Origin of the sequence: Cysteiniphilum sp. 19S12-1 (assembly GCF_052030685.1) — a bacterium.
Lineage (GTDB): Bacteria > Pseudomonadota > Gammaproteobacteria > Francisellales > Francisellaceae > Caedibacter.
This window is the reverse complement of record NZ_JBQAJM010000001.1, coordinates 53,632-74,798: the sequence shown is the minus strand read 5'-3', so window position 1 is coordinate 74,798 and position 21,167 is coordinate 53,632. Positions and strand designations below refer to the sequence as shown.

Annotated in this window: 25 protein-coding genes; 14 read left to right on the top strand and 11 right to left on the bottom strand. The window is 38.9% G+C overall.

Features of this window, described 5'->3' with window-relative positions:
* Positions 1-24: 24 nt before the first annotated feature.
* Both ACTS4L_RS00395 and ACTS4L_RS00390 read right to left on the bottom strand, forming a co-directional pair.
* Complete coding sequence (locus ACTS4L_RS00395; protein ID WP_440617325.1) at positions 25-459, bottom strand: hypothetical protein; 435 nt, start codon at positions 457-459, stop codon at positions 25-27.
* 85 nt (positions 460-544) lie between these two features.
* Positions 545-1,132, bottom strand: coding sequence for a hypothetical protein (locus tag ACTS4L_RS00390; protein WP_440617324.1), 588 nt, complete (start codon positions 1,130-1,132; stop codon positions 545-547).
* A 281-nt stretch (positions 1,133-1,413) separates the two neighbouring features.
* On the opposite strand from ACTS4L_RS00390, the gene ACTS4L_RS00385 reads away from it, so the two are divergent.
* Positions 1,414-2,016 (top strand): hypothetical protein, encoded by a 603-nt coding sequence (locus tag ACTS4L_RS00385; protein ID WP_440617323.1) that lies wholly within the window; start codon positions 1,414-1,416, stop codon positions 2,014-2,016.
* A 52-nt stretch (positions 2,017-2,068) separates the two neighbouring features.
* On the opposite strand, the gene ACTS4L_RS00380 is transcribed toward ACTS4L_RS00385, so the two are convergent.
* Positions 2,069-2,224, bottom strand: coding sequence for a hypothetical protein (locus ACTS4L_RS00380; protein ID WP_440651581.1), 156 nt, complete (start codon positions 2,222-2,224; stop codon positions 2,069-2,071).
* Between the two features lie 302 nt (positions 2,225-2,526).
* Positions 2,527-3,276: a response regulator gene (locus ACTS4L_RS00375; protein ID WP_440617322.1), complete on the bottom strand. Its 750-nt coding sequence runs from the start codon at positions 3,274-3,276 to the stop codon at positions 2,527-2,529.
* Positions 3,277-3,689: 413 nt separating this feature from the next.
* On the opposite strand from ACTS4L_RS00375, the gene prfB reads away from it, so the two are divergent.
* From prfB to ACTS4L_RS00360, 3 genes are all read left to right on the top strand, one after another.
* Positions 3,690-4,785, top strand: a protein-coding gene (gene prfB, locus ACTS4L_RS00370) for a peptide chain release factor 2 (RefSeq protein WP_440617320.1) whose coding sequence is annotated in 2 segments (ribosomal slippage) — positions 3,690-3,761 and positions 3,763-4,785 — 1,095 coding nt in all. Because the reading frame shifts where the segments join, the coding sequence is not laid out codon by codon here.
* Positions 4,786-4,927: 142 nt separating this feature from the next.
* Positions 4,928-6,466: a lysine--tRNA ligase gene (lysS, locus tag ACTS4L_RS00365; RefSeq protein WP_440617319.1), complete on the top strand. Its 1,539-nt coding sequence runs from the start codon at positions 4,928-4,930 to the stop codon at positions 6,464-6,466.
* 190 nt (positions 6,467-6,656) lie between these two features.
* Positions 6,657-7,319: a hypothetical protein gene (locus tag ACTS4L_RS00360; protein ID WP_440617318.1), complete on the top strand. Its 663-nt coding sequence runs from the start codon at positions 6,657-6,659 to the stop codon at positions 7,317-7,319.
* On the opposite strand, the gene ACTS4L_RS00355 is transcribed toward ACTS4L_RS00360, so the two are convergent.
* Positions 7,316-8,011 carry an HAD family hydrolase gene (locus ACTS4L_RS00355; RefSeq protein ID WP_440651579.1) on the bottom strand — a complete coding sequence of 232 codons (696 nt, stop codon included), beginning with the start codon at positions 8,009-8,011 and terminating at the stop codon, positions 7,316-7,318. The two genes, ACTS4L_RS00360 and ACTS4L_RS00355, sit on opposite strands and share 4 nt — an antisense overlap.
* A 95-nt stretch (positions 8,012-8,106) precedes the next feature.
* Here ACTS4L_RS00355 and bla point away from each other — a divergent pair, with 95 nt between their 5' ends.
* From bla to ACTS4L_RS00315, 8 genes are all read left to right on the top strand, one after another.
* Positions 8,107-8,982, top strand: a complete 876-nt coding sequence (gene bla, locus ACTS4L_RS00350) for a class A beta-lactamase (protein WP_440617316.1) — start codon at positions 8,107-8,109, stop codon at positions 8,980-8,982.
* A complete protein-coding gene (locus tag ACTS4L_RS00345) occupies positions 8,979-9,359 on the top strand; it encodes a hypothetical protein (RefSeq protein ID WP_440617315.1) in 381 nt (126 codons plus the stop codon). The genes bla and ACTS4L_RS00345 overlap by 4 nt, the downstream gene beginning before the upstream one ends.
* A 178-nt stretch (positions 9,360-9,537) precedes the next feature.
* On the top strand, positions 9,538-9,726 hold the full coding sequence (locus tag ACTS4L_RS00340) for a hypothetical protein (RefSeq protein WP_440617314.1): 189 nt from the start codon (positions 9,538-9,540) through the stop codon (positions 9,724-9,726).
* A gap of 1 nt (position 9,727) precedes the next feature.
* Positions 9,728-10,660, top strand: a complete 933-nt coding sequence (locus ACTS4L_RS00335) for an RluA family pseudouridine synthase (protein ID WP_440617342.1) — start codon at positions 9,728-9,730, stop codon at positions 10,658-10,660.
* Positions 10,661-11,051: 391 nt separating this feature from the next.
* Positions 11,052-13,871, top strand: a complete 2,820-nt coding sequence (gene uvrA / locus ACTS4L_RS00330; RefSeq protein WP_440617313.1) for an excinuclease ABC subunit UvrA — start codon at positions 11,052-11,054, stop codon at positions 13,869-13,871.
* A 17-nt stretch (positions 13,872-13,888) separates the two neighbouring features.
* A complete protein-coding gene (locus ACTS4L_RS00325; RefSeq protein ID WP_440617312.1) occupies positions 13,889-14,047 on the top strand; it encodes a hypothetical protein in 159 nt (52 codons plus the stop codon).
* A gap of 107 nt (positions 14,048-14,154) precedes the next feature.
* Entirely contained in the window at positions 14,155-14,409 is a 255-nt protein-coding gene (locus tag ACTS4L_RS00320) for an AbrB/MazE/SpoVT family DNA-binding domain-containing protein (protein WP_440617311.1), read from the top strand.
* Complete coding sequence (locus ACTS4L_RS00315; protein WP_440617310.1) at positions 14,393-14,767, top strand: type II toxin-antitoxin system PemK/MazF family toxin; 375 nt, start codon at positions 14,393-14,395, stop codon at positions 14,765-14,767. The genes ACTS4L_RS00320 and ACTS4L_RS00315 overlap by 17 nt, the downstream gene beginning before the upstream one ends.
* Here the strand turns inward: ACTS4L_RS00315 and htpX are convergent.
* Both htpX and ACTS4L_RS00305 read right to left on the bottom strand, forming a co-directional pair.
* Complete coding sequence (htpX, locus tag ACTS4L_RS00310; RefSeq protein WP_440617309.1) at positions 14,764-15,822, bottom strand: zinc metalloprotease HtpX; 1,059 nt, start codon at positions 15,820-15,822, stop codon at positions 14,764-14,766. The two genes, ACTS4L_RS00315 and htpX, sit on opposite strands and share 4 nt — an antisense overlap.
* A 3-nt stretch (positions 15,823-15,825) precedes the next feature.
* The gene (locus ACTS4L_RS00305; RefSeq protein WP_440617308.1) at positions 15,826-16,404 is read right to left on the bottom strand and encodes a LemA family protein; all 579 of its coding nucleotides are present in this window, start codon (positions 16,402-16,404) and stop codon (positions 15,826-15,828) included.
* A gap of 137 nt (positions 16,405-16,541) precedes the next feature.
* Between ACTS4L_RS00305 and ACTS4L_RS00300 the strand changes: the two genes are divergently transcribed.
* The gene (locus tag ACTS4L_RS00300; RefSeq protein WP_440617307.1) at positions 16,542-17,234 is read left to right on the top strand and encodes an alpha/beta hydrolase; all 693 of its coding nucleotides are present in this window, start codon (positions 16,542-16,544) and stop codon (positions 17,232-17,234) included.
* Positions 17,218-18,132 carry a hydroxymethylbilane synthase gene (hemC, locus tag ACTS4L_RS00295; protein ID WP_440617306.1) on the top strand — a complete coding sequence of 305 codons (915 nt, stop codon included), beginning with the start codon at positions 17,218-17,220 and terminating at the stop codon, positions 18,130-18,132. Before ACTS4L_RS00300 ends, hemC begins: the two co-directional genes overlap by 17 nt.
* 9 nt (positions 18,133-18,141) lie before the next feature.
* Here the strand turns inward: hemC and ACTS4L_RS00290 are convergent, their stop codons facing one another.
* Genes ACTS4L_RS00290 through murC form a run of 4 tightly spaced genes read right to left on the bottom strand, consistent with a single transcriptional unit; the run spans position 18,142 to position 21,113 of the window.
* The gene (locus ACTS4L_RS00290) at positions 18,142-18,297 is read right to left on the bottom strand and encodes a type II toxin-antitoxin system YafQ family toxin (protein WP_440617305.1); all 156 of its coding nucleotides are present in this window, start codon (positions 18,295-18,297) and stop codon (positions 18,142-18,144) included.
* On the bottom strand, positions 18,275-18,838 hold the full coding sequence (locus ACTS4L_RS00285) for a YqeG family HAD IIIA-type phosphatase (protein ID WP_440617304.1): 564 nt from the start codon (positions 18,836-18,838) through the stop codon (positions 18,275-18,277). Before ACTS4L_RS00285 ends, ACTS4L_RS00290 begins: the two co-directional genes overlap by 23 nt.
* 5 nt (positions 18,839-18,843) lie before the next feature.
* Positions 18,844-19,731, bottom strand: a complete 888-nt coding sequence (rsmI, locus tag ACTS4L_RS00280) for a 16S rRNA (cytidine(1402)-2'-O)-methyltransferase (RefSeq protein WP_440617303.1) — start codon at positions 19,729-19,731, stop codon at positions 18,844-18,846.
* Positions 19,728-21,113: a UDP-N-acetylmuramate--L-alanine ligase gene (gene murC, locus ACTS4L_RS00275; RefSeq protein WP_440651577.1), complete on the bottom strand. Its 1,386-nt coding sequence runs from the start codon at positions 21,111-21,113 to the stop codon at positions 19,728-19,730. Before murC ends, rsmI begins: the two co-directional genes overlap by 4 nt.
* Between the last annotated feature and the right edge of the window lie 54 nt (positions 21,114-21,167).

The following is a 21,167-nucleotide window of genomic DNA, read 5'->3' as shown; positions in this document are numbered from 1 at the left end:
GTTAATAGTAGTGGCGTTAATGATTTATCCTTGTTCACCTTTGTCAAAGATATCTTTTTCAATGGTAAATTCTTGAAAGGATTTTTTGTCACCCATATTCTTAGAAATCGTTGATTGAAACATTTGAATGCCAGGGGCAAGGCAAGTTAATAAAACACCAAGCACCAGATGACCACCACCATTTTTAATATGCTCGCCTTGGCTTTGTGCGCCTTGATTGTGGTGTTTCCTAAATAACTGGATTGCACTGTAGATAAACCACATACCAACTAATGTTGCTACGATGGTAATAAATGTTTTGATTTGGCTAAAAAAAGTGATGATACCCGTTGCCCACGCTTTGAAATCCCCCGTTGTCCCAGTGGTAGTATTTTCAGCATAGCTTACCGCACAGGTAAGAAATAAGATAGCGACTACTGCGCAAACTTTTTTAATTGTGGATCGATTGATTTTTGCCATTTTAGTTCTCCGTTGTTTTAGGTTTATGTCGTATAAATTGAGTCAAATGATTTATCCATTAATGTTGCAGCTTAAGTGTTGATTCTTAGCTACCATGCCAATACTTTTCAAAATCATAAACTTTATTTAAGATATCAAAGCAAGCCGCTGCATTCATGCCAATTACACCAGCAATAAGATGGCTGATAACCTGACCAATCCCGCCTTCTCTTTGTCCTTCAGAGACTTTAATTAGAAGAAAAATCCCACGGATCAAAGAAATAAAACCAACAATGGCAAGCAGAGAAAAAATCAAATATTTTTGTGCAATATCTACATCTTGAGCTTTTTCTGCAAGGGATGCATATTCACTGATTGTTTTAATCGGATCAAGTTTCTCGTGTTGGGGGAATAAAGTGATGCTAACCATGTCTAAAAAGCCACTCATTGATAGTAACACCACACCGGCAAAAAACATAAGCACCGTAGTGGAGGGCGCATAATAACGAAACATTTGCTGTGTTTTACCATGCTTAGATAGACGAATAATTGCAACAAATAATATACATACGCCCATAATGATGCCTATACCACGGACAAAATCGAAAACCGTAAAATCCATACCGCCTTCGCCTGTTGTGCCAAGTAGATTTTGGATGATATTAGCAATATATTTTATAACTTCGTTATCCATGCGATTACATGTGCTTTTGCTTTCTAATTTCGCTTAAAGTGAATTTTTCGCGACAAATGATTTTCTTTCAATCGAATTGAGGCAACTTCATCATTTTGTCTTAAGCAATGCAGCTTCGTTTCTTTGTTTTGCAAAATGACAATTATAGTTTCTTTAATTTTCTATAAATTATTAATTGTTACGTAGTTTTACGCTTTTTTTCCTAAAATCACTTATATATCATTTGTGGTTGCTAGAGAAGGTAATTATGTTTAAGATTTTTTGTCATTATGGGGAATATTATGGCGCAGCATGAATTTGCTTTTTTTGAAAAGGATAAACTTGGCAGATTAGTCAATATTAATAAGCAATATTTATCGTATCTTGGTGTTGAAGATGAGAAAGAATTGCAGGGAAAGAGTGAAGTGGATATAGCAGAGCTAAAACCATTTCATAAAATCTATTCAACGGGTGAAAAGGAAGCGCGCTTACTTAAAGGCGTTTCTATACAAAAAGAATTATTTTATTTCAGTGATAAAGGCCCGGAGTCAATTATTACGACAAGAACATATCTCAATTTGGAAAAAGTTGAGATTAGAGGCTTCTTTTTTAAAATAGCAAAGACTCCTGTAACTTGGGATGGCAAAAGCCTGACAATATGGAATTACTTTAAACCCGTCAAATTGTCACTTTTGAAGTTTTATGTACTCACATTAAAATGTAGAGGACACAACAACCTCGAGATTGCTAATCGCATCTTTCGTGCTGAATCCACAGTAAGAAATATTGTTCAGGATTTATACTGTCTTTTTGAGGTGTATGACTTTGTTACCCTTACTCGTTACTATGATTTAGGCTGCTGGCTTAATAAATTGACCATACATTTGTTGAGTGAAAATTTTTAGCCAAAGCTTGTGGGATGGTGGGGAAGCAAAAGGCTTTATTTTTCCCCATATCTCAAGCAGGCTTCATTCTTAAAAGGGCGTTCAAAGGTATTTCTTCAAATACCTTTGATACAATGGAAAGAGGAACTCCTTCTGCGAGCATAAACTCTGCACTGTACAGATTATTTTCGTGTACAGCCTGTGTTTGATAGGATAATAGCAAATGCATACATTATCTCCTTATTGTATTACATCCATTTCGAGCTTGTGGTTAAAGACACTAACCCATCTGATACTATACCGCCTGCGAATCATTTCACAGAATTTTTATTATTTAATCTATCGTACTTTTGAATGCTTGGATTTTGTTAATAGTCCTAGCTATTACCTGTAACACAATCATTCAGAAGCATCAAATTAAACATTGCAAAATGATTCACGAACAGCGTATTATCTCTCGTAATCTGTAATATATCCAACCAAGCTAAGTTTTTTAATGAAAAGGATAGTTATTTGTTGTAATTTTATATTTCATGGTTTTTCAGGAAGACCCCCTTCTGTTGAGTTTTCCCAGCGAATTGGGGAGCTGAACATATACCCTGTCCCATGTACGGTTTTAATTATTTGAGGGGTTTGAGGATCGTTTTCTATTTTCCTTCTAATCCTTAGAACCATCATGTCCAAGTTTCTATCCAAACCATTATATTCTCTACCGTATAGTTTCATAATGAGATTATCTCTAGACAACGGTTCCCCATGATGCTCAATGAGTAATTGCAGTACCTCAAATTCTTTTGTTGTCAGTTCAATAGAGATACCATTAGTGTGTGTTAGTGATCTCTCTTTAATATTGAAGCACCAATCTTTGAAATAGGCGTAGTGAGAGCGTTTTTGTTCTAATTTCAAGGTCTGTGATTCTAGTGATCGTCGTAGGACTGCTTTGATTGCAGCTATGAGCACTTTGGGGTTGAAGGGCTTTGTTATGTAGTGATCTGCTCCTACCTCATAAGATAAAACTCTGTCAATGTCATCGTCTGAAGCTGTGAGCATAATGGTTGGTATAGGAGATTCGGTATGCAGTTTTCTACAAAAATCGATGCCATTTTCTAGGGGAAGGTCGATGTCTAGTAGGATTAAATCAGGTGGATCCTGCTTAATATGTCTACTTGCATCATGGGCATTAGCTGCTGCGCATGCTTTAAAGTTGTTTCGAGTCAGCATATCGGATAGTAGGCTTCTAACTTCACCGTCATCATCAATGATTAAAATAGTTTCTTGCATTGTTTTGCTCTTTTATAGTCTAGTAAATTATATGCTTCAGGGCGGAATGTTTGCGCTTAAGTCAGCTATGCAGACACCGGGTACAGCAAACACAAGACTCAACAGTATTGGAGAACGCTCTCATTCAGCAAAGCATTACACTTAAGATGCAGAGTGTATAGAGCAAAAAATAAGAACTCAATAGTTGCAATCGGCTTTAAGACTCAATGTAACTAAAAAAGACAAAATGTGAATTTTATGCAAAAAAGCTTGCAAAGTGCTTTTAGGGGTGGTGTTACAGTTAGTCAACTTGTTTTAAACCTTCATATGGTTTCTGGCAATCGTTAAGGCAGGCAAAGAAACAATTCGCAGCTGAGTGGCGCTTGTGTTAGAATATCGACCACTTTAACGCCAATGAAATAAATTTTTCTGTAATGGAAGTAAATAGCTATAAAACACAATTAAAAGAGATGTCTTCTCGCCTAGATACACTTCGGGGGTATCTTTGACTTTGCTCATAAAAAAGAGCGTTTAGATGAAGTATTAATGGAGTTGGAAAATCCAGCAATTTGGAATGACCCAGAAAATGCGCAAATGCTAGGTAAAGAAAAAACAGCCCTTGAAGTGGTTGTTAATAATGTCATAGCTCTGGACAAGGGTATTACTGATGCGCTAGAGATGATTGAGTTTGCGCAAGAAGCTGATGATGAGAGCATCTTGCAAGAGGTAATTGTCGAAATCGATCATTTGGAATCCGCGTTAGCCAAGCTTGAATTTATGCGCATGTTTAATAACCCAATGGATCCCAATGATGCATTTTTGGATGTGCAGTCTGGCTCAGGCGGCACTGAAGCACAAGATTGGGCGCAAATGTTGATGCGTATGTATCTACGCTGGGGCGAGGCGCATGGCTTAAAAACTGAAATTATTGAAGTGTCAGATGGTGATGTTGCGGGTATTAAGAGCTGCACGATTCGTTTTGAAGGTGAGTATGCCTATGGATGGCTTAGAACTGAAACGGGTGTGCATCGTTTGGTGCGTAAATCACCGTTTGATTCGGGCAACCGACGTCACACGTCATTTGCATCGGTTTTTGTCTCCCCCGAGGTCAGTGATGATATTGAGATTGAGATTAATCCAGCAGATTTGCGCATTGATACTTATCGCGCGTCAGGTGCGGGTGGGCAGCATGTCAACCGTACAGATTCTGCTGTAAGGATTACGCATGAGCCATCAGGTATTGTCGTGCAATGTCAGAATGATCGCTCGCAACACAAAAACAAAGATCAAGCAATGAAGCAGCTAAAGTCAAAGCTATATGAGCTAGAGATGCACAAGCGTAATGCAGAAAAACAAGCGCTTGAGGAGTCGAAATCAGATATTGGTTGGGGCAGTCAAATTCGCTCTTATGTACTGGATCAATCAAGAATTAAGGACTTAAGAACCTCTGTAGAGAATACCAATACACAAGCAGTGCTTGACGGTGATTTAGATAAGTTTATCGAAGCCAGCTTGAAAATGGGTTTGTGATGGCCAAATTGCTAAAATTGATATGATACACCGTGGGGCGTATTTCATATAATTTAGCGTAAAGGGTTGTTGTATATAATGTAGCGTAGGGGCGTATTGAATACGCCCTTAGAGATTAAAATAAAAAATTGGAATAATAGCCATGACAGAACAAGTTCAAGATCAAGTAATGACAAAAGAAGAAGCGCAAATTGAGGAAAATAACCAAATTCAAGTGCGCAAAGAAAAGCTTAAAGAGCATACTGAATCAAATAACGGTATTGCTTTTGCCAATGATTTCAAACCTAATGCCGCAGCAGCGTGCTTGCAAGCAAAGTATGGAAAGATCGAAAAAGCAGAGCTAGAAGCGTTAACTGATAAACCAATCGTTAAAATTGCCGGACGCATTATGCTTAAGCGTGTCATGGGTAAAGCCTCTTTTATCACGTTGCAAGATATGTCTGGTCGTATTCAAGCATATATTCGTAAGAATGATTTAGCCGAAGGCGAGTATGATCGCTTTAATGCGCATTGGGACTTGGGTGATATTGTCGGCGTTGAAGGGACATTATTTAAGACTAATACCGGAGAGTTATCAGTGCATGCAGCCACTATTAAGCTGCTCACTAAAGCCATTCGTCCATTGCCTGATAAATTTCATGGATTGTCTGATCAAGAAACGCGTTATCGTCAGCGCTATGTTGATTTGATGACCAATAGTGACAGTCGCAAGGTTTTTCAGACGCGTTCCAAAATGATTCAATTTATTCGTCGTTATTTTGATGAGCATCGTTTTATGGAAGTTGAAACGCCAATGATGCACGTGATTCCAGGAGGTGCTTCAGCAAAGCCATTTGCAACGCATCACAATGCACTGGATATGCCGCTTTATTTGCGTATTGCACCTGAGCTTTATTTAAAGCGCTTAGTTGTTGGTGGTTTTGATCGTGTTTATGAAATCAATCGTAACTTCAGAAATGAAGGTTTATCAACGCGCCATAATCCTGAGTTTACCATGATTGAGTTTTACCAAGCCTATGCTGACTATAAAGATCTGATGGATTTAACCGAAGACTTATTGCGCAAGATGGCTGAAGACGTGCTAGGTACTACCGACATTCATTATCAAGGTCAGGATTATGATTTGGCACAACCCTTTTTGCGTATGAGTATGTTTGACTCGATTTTACATTTTAATCAAGAGATTACAAAAGAGCAGCTGGCTGACTTTGACCAAGCTGTAGCAATCGCTAAAAAGCTAGGCATTAAAGTGGAATCACACTACGGTTTAGGTAAAGTACAAACAGAGATTTTTGAAGAAACGGTTGAGCACCGTTTAATTCAACCAACCTTTATTACTGAATATCCGGCAGAGGTATCACCATTGGCGCGTCGCAATGATGACAATCCTTTTATTACCGATCGTTTTGAGTTCTTTATTGGTGGACGCGAGATAGCTAATGGTTTCTCTGAGTTAAATGACGCAGAAGATCAGGCGGCACGCTTTAAAGCGCAAGTTGCAGCAAAAGCTGCCGGAGATGACGAGGCGATGTTTTATGATGCGGATTATATCCGTGCTTTAGAGTATGGTTTGGCACCGACTGCAGGTGAAGGTATCGGTATCGATAGACTAGTGATGTTTTTCACCAATAGCGCATCGATTCGTGATGTAATCCTATTTCCGCATATGCGTCCTGAATAGACCTAAATTAATGACTATAATTGTATGTCTTATCTTGTTGGGAATAGTAGTCATTTCTGTTTTATTTGTTTTTGAGCAACGAATAATAAGGTTCTTTAATATAGATAGGCATAGACTGAGGAGAAGGTATGCTCATTATTTCTTTGTGTACTTCATTTTGTCACTTATTTCAGGAGGGGTTACGTTCATTGTGGATCACTACAATCGTAAATTCAATAAGGAACAAATTATTATTCAAAGTTACGCAGTACCTTTATCGAATGAAATTGCAAATTGTACTTATAGTATCAATGATTTTCAGCATATTAGTGAGCAAATGTATGATGAAGTAATTGAGTGCCTACCGACATCAACTGGCAATGTTTTTGTCGATACATTAGAAAATAGGGAAAAACAGCAACAATGTTCAAGGTTTCTTGAGACATATTATCAAAAGATTCATAAAAAATATAAATCTATATCGGTATGTGTTAATAGGATTGTATTAAAAATACATGACTATAGTTTACTAGAGTACGATGCCGCTATATATGACAAATTGATTGTATCAAATGACAAAATACGTAATGCATATGAAAATAGTAAGGCCTATGAATATAAAGTGAAGCAGAGCGAAAAGAATAAGAAAAAAGCGCTCGATATACAGAGGTTTTATGATGAATTTAGTGAGCATCATAATTATTGCTTAGCTGAGTTTTATCTCTTACCAGACAGAACTTTTTCTAGTTCAGTAGATTACTATTATTGGCTTGAAAGTAGGAAGTTAGCAACTCAGGACTTTGCTGACAAGACGATTGCTATGCTCAACTCTGCCTACATTAGCTTGTTTGGAAAAACTATTGAGAGTCTTTAGTTAAATAACGTGGCCTCTTGACCATGCATAGCCCAGTGATTTTTTTGCCATAAATTTTTAGTAGCCATATCATATAACTTAGGATCTGGATTCACGCAAATTGCTTTATCAACAAGCTTTAATAATGGCGCATCATTAATGGAGTCAGAGTAGAAAATACTTTGCTCAAATACTTTAGATTGTTCTTGAAGCCATTGTTGATAGTAGTGAACTTTACCGATACCAAAACTTAGTGGTTCGATAACGCCACCGGTGAGTTTGCCATTTTCTTTAATGCTTTGCACACCGATAATATTCTCTTGATCAAATCCAAGCAAAAGACCAATGGGGCGCACTAAGTCAATCAAGCTTGCGGATATTAATAAAATATGATCGCCCTTTGCTTGATGATCTTTAATTGCTTGGTGAGCTGCAGGGTAAGTGAAGTTCTTGACAATAAAGTGGGCAAAGTCTTTTAATGTGCCTTGCAATGAACTCTCACTATGTCCAATAAGAGGCTGTAAAATAAAGTGACAAAACCCGAGCATATCGACTTCACCAGCATGATAGGCGCGATCATAGGCTTCTTTGGTTGCCATAAAAGTTTTTGGATTATTAACAAGCTTGTGATCACATAAATATTTTGCCCACTCGTTGGAGCAATCAACAGAAATAAGTGTGTGATCAAGATCAAAAATAGCAATATCAGACATGGTATTTGGCATAGTGTTATGGTGAATTTGTCGATATGATGATAAGCGTTGTACACTTTGTCAAATAGAAATCAATAAGGGGTGTTGTGAGGTTGATGAATAAATATATGGTAGCTGCGTCTTTATCTTTAATTACGTTCACAAGTTTTGCAAATGCTGATAATAATTTTAAGGCACTTGAAAAACAATATGGTGGGCAACTGGCAATTAGTGCCATTGATACATCGAATGATCACGCGGTTGATTATCATGCGGATAAACGCATGCCGATGTGTAGTACATTTAAGCTGATGCTTGTTGCGGCAGTATTAAAAAAGAGTGTTCATGAGCCCAGGTTGCTTGAAAAGAAGATTGATTATACTCAAAAAGATATGGTCAATGCGTACTCGCCGTACACCCAAAAAAATCTGGGTAAAGGCATGAGCATTAAAGCGCTCTGTCATGCAGCAATGTTAAGTGACAATACGGCAGCAAACCTACTGCTTAAAGAGTTAGGTGGTCTGGATAAATTAAATCAGTTTGCGCAAAGTATTGGTGATACGACCTTTAGGTTAGACCGTTATGAGCCTTATTTAAATACTGCCATCCCAGGAGATAAAAGAGATACGACAACAGCAAAAGCCATGTCACAAAGTCTGGATAAAATTGTATTGGGTAATGTTCTTCCTACAATGCAGCGCGATTTATTGATCAAATGGATGCAAACAAATACCACGGGAGATAAACGCATAAAAGCAGGTGTTAACAGGTCTTGGATCGTTGGTGATAAGACAGGTACGGGTGATTACGGTACAACGAATGACATTGGCGTAATATGGCCAAACAAGTGCAAACCGGTTGTAATTAGTGTTTTCTATACACAGGATAAGCAAGATGCTAAAGCACAAGATGTGGTGATCCAAAAAGCCACTAGCCTTGCTATGGCTGAGCTTAGTAAAACCAATTCCTGCTTAGAGCAGACTGCCGAATGAGGGCGCAGTATCATTTCAGAAAGTCGGCTAAAGGACAGCTTTTAATTTGGGATGTGAAAAAGCTTGTTAAAGAATCACAGCATCTAAAAGCAATATCGATTAAAATCGATCAAATTAAAGAACTTGATGAGTGTTATTGGTATGAGTTGGGTGAAGCTAAGCCGACGTGTTTGAATATTATTGAGCATATGAAACTTATTCAAGCTGCCGATTTGAGTTATCCTATTTTGCTGTGTGCCGATGGACAAATTATGGATGGAATGCATCGGGTATGCAAAGCCAAGTTAGAAAATCGAGAAGCCATTCAAGCTATTCAGTTTGAGGTAACACCTGAACCAGATTTTATCGATATAGATCCAAAGGATTTGATTTATTAACGACAAACAGACTAAGACTAAACACTTCATAGAGGCTTCGACTTATGCTTATACAGTCAAAGTGGGTTGAAATATTGTCATCGCCGACAAACAGGATGCAAAAACATTGAAAGTCTTGGCGCTTTAAGGAGTTTCGCGCATAATAAGCCTCAATGTTTTGCAGTAACAAAGGATCAATATGTCTCATATTATAAAATCTAAAGCAGCCATTGCTTGGCAAGCTGATAAACCCCTTTCCATTGAAACTATTGATGTATTACCACCCCAGAAAGGTGAAGTACGTATTAAGATTAATGCCTCTGGTGTTTGTCACACAGATGAGTTAATGGCAAAAGGCGAAAGTATTCGTAGTGTGGTTAAGTTCTAAGATGGCAGGTGTTCAACATATTGAAGTAGATGCTGATCGCGAAGGTCAACGCATCGATAATTTTCTGATAGGACAGTTTAGTAAACTACCCAAATCTTTGATATATCGCTGGATTCGCAAAGGAGATTTACGCGTTAATAAAAAGCGCATTAAACAAACCTATCGTGTCGAGCCGGGTGATATCGTGCGTGTTCCACCATTTATCCTTGAGGAAGAAGCACCAGCTAAGGTAAGTGATGACCATTTAGCCTTTCTTGAATCACTTATTCTATTTGAAAATGCAGATTATATGATTATTAACAAGCCATCAGGTATTGCCGTTCACGGAGGATCAGGTGTTAATTCAGGATTAATAGAGCGTTTGCGTCAACTGCGTCCTCAGGCTAAAAAACTTGAGCTTGCACATCGCTTGGATAAAGAAACCTCAGGGTGTATGATCATTGCCAAGAAATACAGCATCTTGACTTATTTTCATGAAGCTTTGAAAAAGCGTGAAGTGCAAAAGACTTATCACGCCCTAGTGCATGGCAGTTGGTCAAATAAAGTCAAACAGATTGATTTGCCATTAAAGCGCCACTTATTATCACATGGTGAGCGTATGGTGCGTGTTGACAAAACAGAAGGTAAGGATGCATTAACTAGTGTTAGAATCTTGCAAAAATTTGATCAATACACTTTGGTGGAAGCAATGCCACACACCGGTAGAACACACCAAATTCGTGTGCATCTTGCGGCATATAACTGCCCGATCGTTTGCGATAAAAAATACGGTATTGCCGATAAAGACCAAGTGTTAATAAAAAAAGGCTTTAATCGCTTGTTTTTGCATTCTGCCAATTTATCGTTTAAGGATCCAAAAACTGGTGAAGATATGTGCTTTGAAGCGCCGTATGATCGTGATTGTCAAAAAATTGTTAATTCTTTTAAAACCTAATCCATTAGCTCGATTACTAACCATCCATGGCAGCTTCGCATTGGATCCTCACGCCCTCCTGGCTCAGGATGACAGGTCACAGGGTGTCATTGCGAGCATGGATGCGTGGCAATCCATTTTATCAGGGATGATAGATTTAAGTTCGTTGCAAAGCCTATATTTACAAGCCACTTCTTAAGGTGGTGCATTAAGGCATAAATAAGTTGCATCAGCTAGCACCTCTCCCCTCGCGGGAGAGGTCGTGCAGCTTAAGCTGCACGGGTGAGGGGGAATTAAAGCGCAACTTATTCTTGATTGATTACTTAACTTCTAGTTTGAAGTGCAACCGCATAATTCAACCCGCTGAATGATTGTGTTACAATCTGGTCATTCTTTTTTGCGGCATGACATCATGGATAAAATTACAATTAAAGGGGCGAAAACGCATAATCTTAAAAATATCGACTTAGAGATTCCTCGCGATAAATTAACGGTTATTACGGGTTTAAGTGGTTCGGGTAAATCATCATTGGCATTTGATACACTCTACGCTGAAGGCCAACGTCGCTATGTTGAGTCTTTATCAAGTTACGCGAGACAATTTTTATCGTTAATGGATAAACCCGAAGTTGAACATATTGAAGGTTTGTCCCCTGCGATTTCCATTGAGCAAAAAACCACTTCGCATAATCCACGCTCAACCGTAGGCACGGTAACGGAGATCTATGATTATTTGCGTGTATTATTTGCGCGTATTGGTGAGCCAATGTGTCCTGAGCATAAAGTTGAGCTAAAGGCGCAAACGATTAGTCAGATGGTCGATCATACGTTGAGTTTTGATGATGAGACAAAATTTATGATTGTCGCTCCCGTGATTGTTGATAAAAAGGGCGAGCATATTCAGTTAATGGAAAAGCTCTATGCTGAAGGGTATTTGCGTGCGCGTATTAATGGTGAATTATATGAGCTGAGTGATTCACCTAAATTGGATCGCTATAAAAAGCATACGGTTGAAGTAGTCGTTGATCGATTTAAACCACAAAAGAAAAACCAACAGCGTTTAGCAGAGTCCTTTGAAACAGCATTAGACTTATCAGCGGGCATTGCTAAGCTTGTGTTTTTAGATGGTGAGCAAGACGATATTATTTTTTCATCCAAACACGCCTGTCCACATTGTAATTACTCACTTAAAGAGCTAGCACCTAGAATCTTTTCATTTAATAGTCCGATTGGTGCTTGTCCAAGCTGTGATGGCTTAGGTACAAAGGCTTACTTTGATGCCGATAAAGTTATTGTTGATGATAATTTAAGTTTAAATCAAGGCGTAATCCACGGTTGGGATAAGCGTAATGGCTACTACTTCGCGCAATTAGAAGCATTGGCTCGGCATTTTGATTTCTCATTGGATACACCATTTAATAAACTCACGGATGCGCAAAAAGAGTTGGTACTAAATGGCTCCGGTAAAACTGAGATTAATATTTATTTCAAAAGCTCAGGTGGCAGAGAATATCGAGCACAAAAGCCATTTGAAGGTGTGTTAGCAAATTTTGAGCGTCGTTATAAAGAAACCGACTCAAACATGATTCGTGAAGAATTAAGTAAACTGATGAGTAATTTGCCATGCCCAAGTTGCAATGAAACGCGTTTAAATGAGGGGGCGCGTAATGTGTTTATTGCGGGTAAGAATATCGCGCAATTAACAGCATTATCGATTAAAGATAGTGTCAAATGGTTGGATGATTTAACACTTGGCGGTCAAAAGCAAGTGATTGCCGAGCGCCTGTTAAAAGAAATTCTGGCGCGCTTAGGTTTCTTAGTTAATGTCGGCTTGGATTATTTAAATCTCTCACGGCAAGCAGATACACTTTCAGGCGGTGAAGCACAGCGGATTCGCCTAGCCAGTCAAATCGGTGCAGGCTTGGTGGGGGTGATGTATATTCTTGATGAACCATCGATTGGACTGCATCAACGTGATAATCAAAAGCTATTAGACACCTTGCATCATCTGCGTGATTTAGGTAATACGGTAATTGTGGTTGAGCATGATGAAGATGCGATTAAACAAGCCGATCATATTATCGATATAGGACCTGGTGCGGGCATTCATGGCGGGCAAATCGTTGCTGAAGGGCGATTGAGTGAAATCATTGATAATGAAAAATCATTAACGGCAGATTATCTTGCCAAGCGCAAACAGATTACCATTAATGGCAAGAAGTTAAAGCCAAAAAAAGGGCAATATGTTGAGGTCTATGGCGCTAAAGGCAATAACCTGCAAAATGTTAATTTAAAAGTACCTTTAGGTTTGCTAACTTGTGTCACCGGTGTGTCAGGTTCAGGCAAGTCAACCTTGATTAATCGTACACTTTACCCCTTAGCGGCAAAGCTCCTGAATAAAAATAATAGCATTACAGCGCAAGCTTATGATAAACACAAAGGTTTTGAATTATTAGATAAGGTTATCGATATTGATCAAAGCCCGATTGGGCGCACACCGCGCTCAAATCCTGCGACCTATACTGGCGTTTTCACACCCATTCGCGAGTTGTTTGCGGCAACTGCTGAATCCCGTTCACGTGGTTATCAGGTAGGACGTTTTAGCTTTAATGTCAAAGGTGGACGCTGTGAAGCATGCCAAGGTGATGGTGTGTTAAAAGTTGAGATGCACTTTTTGCCGGATGTATATGTGCCATGCGATGTCTGTCAGGGCAAACGTTATAATCGTGAGACTTTAGAAATTCAATACAAAGGCAAAAATATCAGTGAAGTATTGGATATGAGCATTGAAGAAGCTTTGGCGTTTTTCTCGGCGGTTCCTCAGATTAAACGTCGCTTACAAACCTTAATGGATGTTGGTTTGTCATATATTACCTTGGGGCAAAATGCAACCACCCTGTCAGGTGGCGAGGCGCAAAGGGTGAAACTAGCTAAAGAGCTATCAAAAACTGCTACTGGAAAAACACTATATATTCTTGATGAACCGACCACAGGACTGCATTTTCATGATATCCAGCAATTGTTAAATGTCATTATGCGTTTGCGTGAGCAAGGCAATACCATTGTTATTATTGAGCATAATTTAGATGTGATCAAAGTGGCAGATTGGATTATTGACTTAGGTCCTGAAGGGGGTGATGGCGGTGGTCAGATTATTGCTGAAGGTGCGCCAGCAAGCGTTGTTAAAAATGCGCAGTCGCACACGGGTAGATTTTTAAAGATGATGCTTTAATATTCAAAGGGGAGGGTATGTTAAGACGTATGATTATTTTATTGGGGACTTTGGCAATTATTTTTTCAGTGTATATCCCATGGTTTAAACCGTCAAAATATAACAAAGCAATGCATAAAACGGTGATCTCCAGTGTCTATTCAGCCAGTGACTTGAAACAGTATTTACGTGGTTAGTGACAGAAATATCAGGTGAAGTTAAAATGCACTAAAATAGTGACTGCTGATGGTAATTTATCAAATAGTTGTTATACTATGTATAACTAAAATAACTGGAATCTATTATGCATACAAACGCAAAAATCCTCAAATGGGGAAACAGCCTTGGTATTAGGTTATCAGGTGCGCTCAGAGATTTAACAGACTTTAAAGCGGGGACTATTGTTGATGTTGAAATAAAGGCAGATGGCTTATTTATACGCAAAGCAAAACAAAAAACAATTTTGCCATTCTCGGAATCATCATTACTTAATAGCTTAGATGAAAGTAGTCACCAAGATTTAATAGCAAAACCACAGGGCAATGAGTGGCGTGACTAAACAGTACATACCAGAGCGAAATGATATTGTATGGCTTGATTTTGAGCCAACAAAAGGCAAGGAAATTTGTAAATATCGCCCTGCTTTTGTCTTATCATCCAAGGAGTATAACTCAAAAACAGCGACACTTATTTGCTGTCCAGTGAGCACATCTATTCGCGGTGCTGCTACTGAAGTTCCTATTAACAATATTGATAAACCATCTGTTGTGGCATCATCAATTGTGCAAACATTATCTTGGAAAGATCGCAAGTGCCAATTTATTACTAAAGCTGAAAAAGGCGTATTTGAAGATGTGATCCTTAGATTACTCCCTTTAATCGGTGCCGAAGAAATAATACGGGATATACTAAGCTAGCGCAGATTAGCACCAATAGAAGCCAAGCGTTTTTTTAAGCTTGGGTGGGTGGAAAACATATCATCCATGCCACCTGCAGCAAACTTGCTACTGGCTGGATCATACAGGTAAGAGGCGCGACGCATACGCTCATTGTTGTTGTGCGCATAGCTTTGTGCCGTCTGTGGTTCGTTGTGATTTTGACTGATTTTAATGAGGGCATTCGCCATCGGCTTGTTATCACGCATCAGTTCAACGGCACCAGCGTCTGCCATGTATTCACGTGTGCGACTTAAAAACAGCACCATCATGCTGGTAATAAGTGGCAATATGAAACGTAATAACATAATCACCATAAAGATAATCGCCATCGCATTGCCACCATTGTTATTATCACGACGGTTGCGATTGCCACCAAACAAGGTTGAGTAAAATAAAAACTCAATCATAAACATCAGCATATTCGATAGTACAACAGTAAATAGATTAAGCTTAATATCCTGATTGCGAATATGCGTTAATTCATGTGCCATGACGGCTTGTAATTCATCGCGATTTAAACGATTGGCAAGTGCACGTGTGACCGCAACCATTGATGATTTCTCAGAGAAGCCTGAAGCAAAGGCATTCATATAATCCGCTTCAATCAAATACACTTTTGGCATATAAGGCATGTTTGCTGCGATTTTCATCTCTTCGGTGACGTTATAAATGCGCTGACAAAGTGGGTCAGGGTCATTTGCTGTAATCTCGCGATACTGAGTGCCAGCAAGCATGATCTTATCATAATAGCTAAAGGTTGCCATAAGCCAAATAAAGGCAATAATAGTCGATATAATCGTCGCCCATGGGGTGAGCTTTAATGTGGCAACAAGATAAGCGATATCAGCAAAACTTAAACGATATCCAGCATAAGTCATCATGCCGCCGTATTGACCATAGCGCCAAACAAGATCAATCAAAAAACCAAGAGCAAAAAAGATAATTAAAAATAAAGCGATAACAATATACGATTTACGCGTGTTTTTTTTAACGACTTCGCGCCAATCGACACCGTTGACATCAATTGCAGACATGGCTTATAACTCAACGCGACTATCTTCAAGCACTTGACGTTTCTCATCACTGACTTGCCAGTAGATGAAATCTTCATCAAGCTTGCTTTTAAATAGATTAACAACCATTCCGGCAATCATTGATTTCTTGTGTGCATTGTACTTTTCAATACTATCATTAAAAGATTGCTTTGAAAAAGCCAGCTTATTCTCGGTAGAGGTAATTTCTTCCTGTAATTGCATGACGTTTTGATTGGCTTTTAAATCAGGATAATTTTCAAATTGGACATTCAAACCGCCGGCGATTTTTGAGATTTCATTTTCAGCTGCCATACGCGTTTCAGAGTCGCCTTTTTCCTTGGCGTGTATTGCTTGGTTTCTTAGAGCAGTGACGTCTTTTAATGTCGTTTGCTCATAATCCATATATTTCTTAACAACACTAATCAGTGAGTCAAAGACTTTGGCGCGACGATCTAGCTGAACATCGATTTGACGTTCAGAATTTTTAACGGCTTCAATTTCAGCAATAAGGCTGTTGTAAGTCATCAGCACATAGCCAAAAATCAAAGCGAGAATAACAACGATAATAATGAGGGTAACCATGGTCTTAGCTCCTAAATTTTATTGATTACTAAATTATCAAACGGTATTAATTTGCCACGTATGTTGCTAGCATTCAAGCGTATTGTGTTTCATAATGACAGCATTTTTAAAATTAAGTGTAATATAGATTGGGAAAAATGCTTGATTTAGTGATTGTTGAACCAAAACAAAAAGCGAAAAAAGCAACGCATGCTGTGATATGGTTGCATGGTTTGGGTGCTGATGGACATGATTTTGAGGCGATTGTGCCTGAGTTAAGTTTGCCAGTTGATGCAAGTGTGCGTTTTATTTTTCCGCATGCGCCTGTGCAGCCAGTGACGATTAACATGGGTATCAAAATGCGTGCTTGGTATGACATAAAACGCATCGATGATATTAAACGTGATGTCGATTGCCAAGGAATTGAAGATTCTTTGTCTGCATTAGATCAAATTATTCAAGCGCAGATGAATGACGGTATTGCTACTGAAAATATGATTATTGCTGGCTTCTCACAAGGTGGAGCAATTGCTGCGTTAGCAGGGCTTACGATGCCTTACTCATTTGCCGGTATTGTCCTTTTATCAACTTATTTACCTGATTGGGATTATTTTAAGACAAAGCTTAACAGTGCTAATCAGCAAACGCCTTTCTTTATAGGGCATGGCAGTCATGATCCTGTTGTGCCATTTGCTGCCGGACAAATGCTTAAAGCTAAGCTTGATGAATTAAGCATAAAGTATGAATTTCATGACTATCCGATGGAGCATAGCGTGTGCATGCCTGAGATTCATGATATTAGTCGCTTTATTCAATCATGTTATGGGCTAATCAATGACACCGCTAAATAAATTGATTATTGCTTCGCGTGATAGCCAACTGGCGTTATGGCAAAGTCATTACGTCAAAGCGTTATTAGAGCAAACACATTCGGGGTTGATCTGTGACATTATTACGATGAAAACACAAGGTGATAAGATTCTCGATCGTCCATTGAATCAAATTGGTGGTAAAGCGCTTTTTATGAAAGAACTTGAAGTGGCAATGACAGAGGGGCGTGCGGATATTGCCGTTCATTCACTAAAAGATGTCCCGTATGAATTGCCTGAAGGCTTTGCACTAGGTGCTTTTTGTCAGCGTGAAAATCCGCAAGATGCCTTTGTATCAAATGCGTTTGCTAGTATTGATGATCTGCCGCAAGGAGCGATTGTTGGTACATCAAGCTTAAGACGAAAAGCACAACTGTTAGCCTATCGACCAGATTTGGATATTCGCGATTTGCGTGGCAATGTCCAAACACGACTCAGAAAGCTCGATGAGGGTCAGTATGATGCGATTATTTTAGCTGCAGCCGGGTTAATTCGTTTGCAGTTAAGCACGCGCATTAAAAGCTTGATTGATGTCAGTATATCATTGCCAGCAGTGGGGCAAGGCATCGTTGTTGTTGAGTACTTAGCGCAAAATTCCAAAATCAAAGCATTGCTAAATGCCATTGATAATGAAGATGCTAGAGTATGCGCCTTGGCAGAGCGTAGTTTTAATGAAGCGCTACAAGGTGGCTGTCATGTGCCCATTGCGGCATTTTGTGAAAAAGATGCTAACAGTTTGCAGTTAACGGCAATGGTTGCCAGTAGTGATGGCAAAGCAATCATGCGTGAGACCTTAAATGGTGATGATGCTGTTAATTTGGGTAAAGCATTAGCGCAAAAGATGATTGAACAGGGTGCTAAGGCTATATTGCAACAATGATGTAGAATATTACATTCCAAAAATGCTAGCATGGCTACCAATATCAAGAAGCGTGATGCTTTCACCATCGACTTTAAAATACAACAATAAGTCGTCAGGCTTTAAGTGTAACTCTCGAATACCCTTTAAAATGTATAGTAATTCAGAGAAAAATTGACTTCTCAATAAAACGTAATAAGCCAAAAAAGCTTTCTTGAAAAGGTCGTCTCTTGTAGTTGCTATAAGGTCTTGTAACTAGGATAGGAAAGCTACCTGCTAAAATGCAGGCAAGACATCCGGTCAATAGCCTGTCATCGATAAGCGCCAGTTCACGTGCTTTGCATGACGCCAGCTCTTGAATTTTTAATAAGCCATCAGGATAAGGTTTTTTGGCGACACCATCAATAAAACGAATATTGGGGAAGTGTGTAGCAAAATACTGAGCGCGCTCTGCTGTTGGCATATTTGAAAGAATAAAAATATGATGCTCACTGTATTTACTCGTGAGCGATTTAAGCCAGTTGAGAATTTTTTCATTTGGCAATGGCTGACCATGGGGCGCGAGTACGCCATCAAAATCAAGTGCAATATAGTTGATACCTGATTTTTTAAGTTTTTCAGGATTTAACTGTGTGACATTTTCCACTTGGTGTTTGCGCTGGGCAATCGCTTTTATTTTTTTACGTTGATACCAACTCATTTTAATCGTAAAACTAAATCGTCCCATTAAATTTATATTCCTGATGTATTATTGGTATTGTTTTGTTTATCTTCTTGTATAGCAAGTGCTTGTTTATACAGGGCGTTTTTTTTGCCTTGGGTAAGCTCCACTACAATGCTGACAGCTTTCTTGATTGGCAAATCTGATAATAATAAGCTAAGCAATTTGTGCTCATCAATAATAGTATCGTCTTTTTTATCTGCCTTAACACCTTCAATGAGGATAACAAATTCCCCCTTTGTTAATGAAGAGTCTTTTGCAAAATCAGCTAAAATATCACAAGCAGTTCCATTAAAGAAACGCTCAAATTGTTTCGTCAGTTCTTTGGCAACAACCAACGTGTGATTTGGTAGTGTATCTTGAATATCTGTTAATGTCGCAATAATTCGATGTGTTGATTCGTAAAATGCTGTCGTGATCGTTGATTTTTCGATATTTTGTAAAATCTTTTTGCGTGCTGACGACTTGGCAGGTAAAAAACCTTTAAATTGAAAACCATCGGTCGCGATGCCTGCTGCGGATAATGCTGTGATCAAAGCATTAGCACCTGGTAGTGGTACTACGGGATAACCTCGTGCGCGTAGGTTCTTCACCAAGTGAAAACCAGGGTCGCTAATCAATGGCGTGCCGGCATCACTGACTAAAGTCACTATTTTTTGATCAGTTAAGTGTTGAATTAATAAATCAACACGCGCCTGTTCGTTATGTTCATGGCAGGAGATAACAACGGGCGGCTTAATCGCATATTGCTCTAATAGTTTACGCGTGACACGTGTGTCTTCAGCGAAGATTATCTCAGCTTGCTTTAAAGCATCTAAAGCGCGCAAAGTAATATCCTGTAGATTGCCGATTGGTGTGGCGACAACGTATAACACACCGCGTTCAATTTGATTTTTCATCGCAACATACTCACTAAATTAGCAATGTCCCCTGCCCCTTGCACGAGTACCACGTCATTTGCTGTTGCAAGTTTATCGATAAGGGTTTTGGCTTCCTCATTATTATCCACATAAAAACACTGTGGGTGTTTGCTTGTTAATATGTTAAATAAATCAATTGCATGCGCACCATCAATAGGGTTTTCACTGGCGGCATAACTGCGCATTAAAACCACAATGTCCGCACTGTTTAAGCAATTGATAAACTCATGAAATAAATCACGCGTCCGTGTATAACGATGTGGCTGATAGATGTGGATAAGGCGCTGATGCGGAAATTGTTGGGCAATGGCATCCAGTGTGCTTTGAATCTCAACCGGATGGTGACCGTAATCATCAATGAGTTGAGCAGGGTGATCATTAACGATGATTTGGTAGTGATTAAAACGACGATAAATGCCTTTAAAGCTTAATAGTGCCTGTTTAATCGTATTCTCTGTAATGCCAAACTTAAGGCAAAGGGCAATTGCTGCAAGCGTATTTTCAGCATTATGTTTGCCAGGTAGTGTGCTGACAAAGTTGTTGTAGACTTTACCTGCAATGGTAATATTAAACTTGGCGTGTTGCGTTGTTTGTTGGAAATGAGTAATTTGAATATCCATATCACTTTTAAAGCCATAATGTTTGGCATTTGGTTTTTTTGCTTTAATTATTTCGGCTAGTTTATAAGCGCTGTCGTTACCACTGCCAACAAGAATCTCACCACTGACATTATCAGTTAAAGCAAAATCAGCAAAGCTTTTAATAAGTGCTTTAATCTCATGCTGATAGGTTTGCATATGGTCTAAATCAACATTGCTGATAATGATGTGTTTTGGATGAATCTTAAGAAAAGAGGCATCGCTTTCATCTGCTTCAATAATCATATAAGGTGAATTGCCAGCATGCGCGTGATGCGTGAAATTATTAGCAAGTCCACCGTTAATAAAGCTCGGATCAAGTCCTGCCTCATGCATGATATGTGCCAAAAGACTTGTAATTGTTGTTTTGCCATGGGTGCCGGTAATGGCAATAAGCTCAGCATAGCCTTTGCTTAAAAAGGCTAAAAATTCGGCGCGATGATAAACTGTTATATTTTGACTCAATGCTTTTTGATATTCTGGATTATCTTTGCGCATGGCTGAGGTATAAATCACGGCATCAGCATTTGTCAGGTTTCCAGTATTGTGTCCCAATGAAATATGCGCACCCATTTGTTTAAGTTTTATCGTTAACTCTGATGATTGTAAATCAGAGCCAGATACTTGATAGCCTTTTTGTAAGCAGAAGATAGCTAAGGCTGACATGCCGATGCCGCCAATGCCAATAAAATGATAATGTGGTATTTTTTGTGTTGTTGTCACGATAATTTTTTATTACAGCAAATCAATATCTGCTAAGTAGTTTAATATAACTAG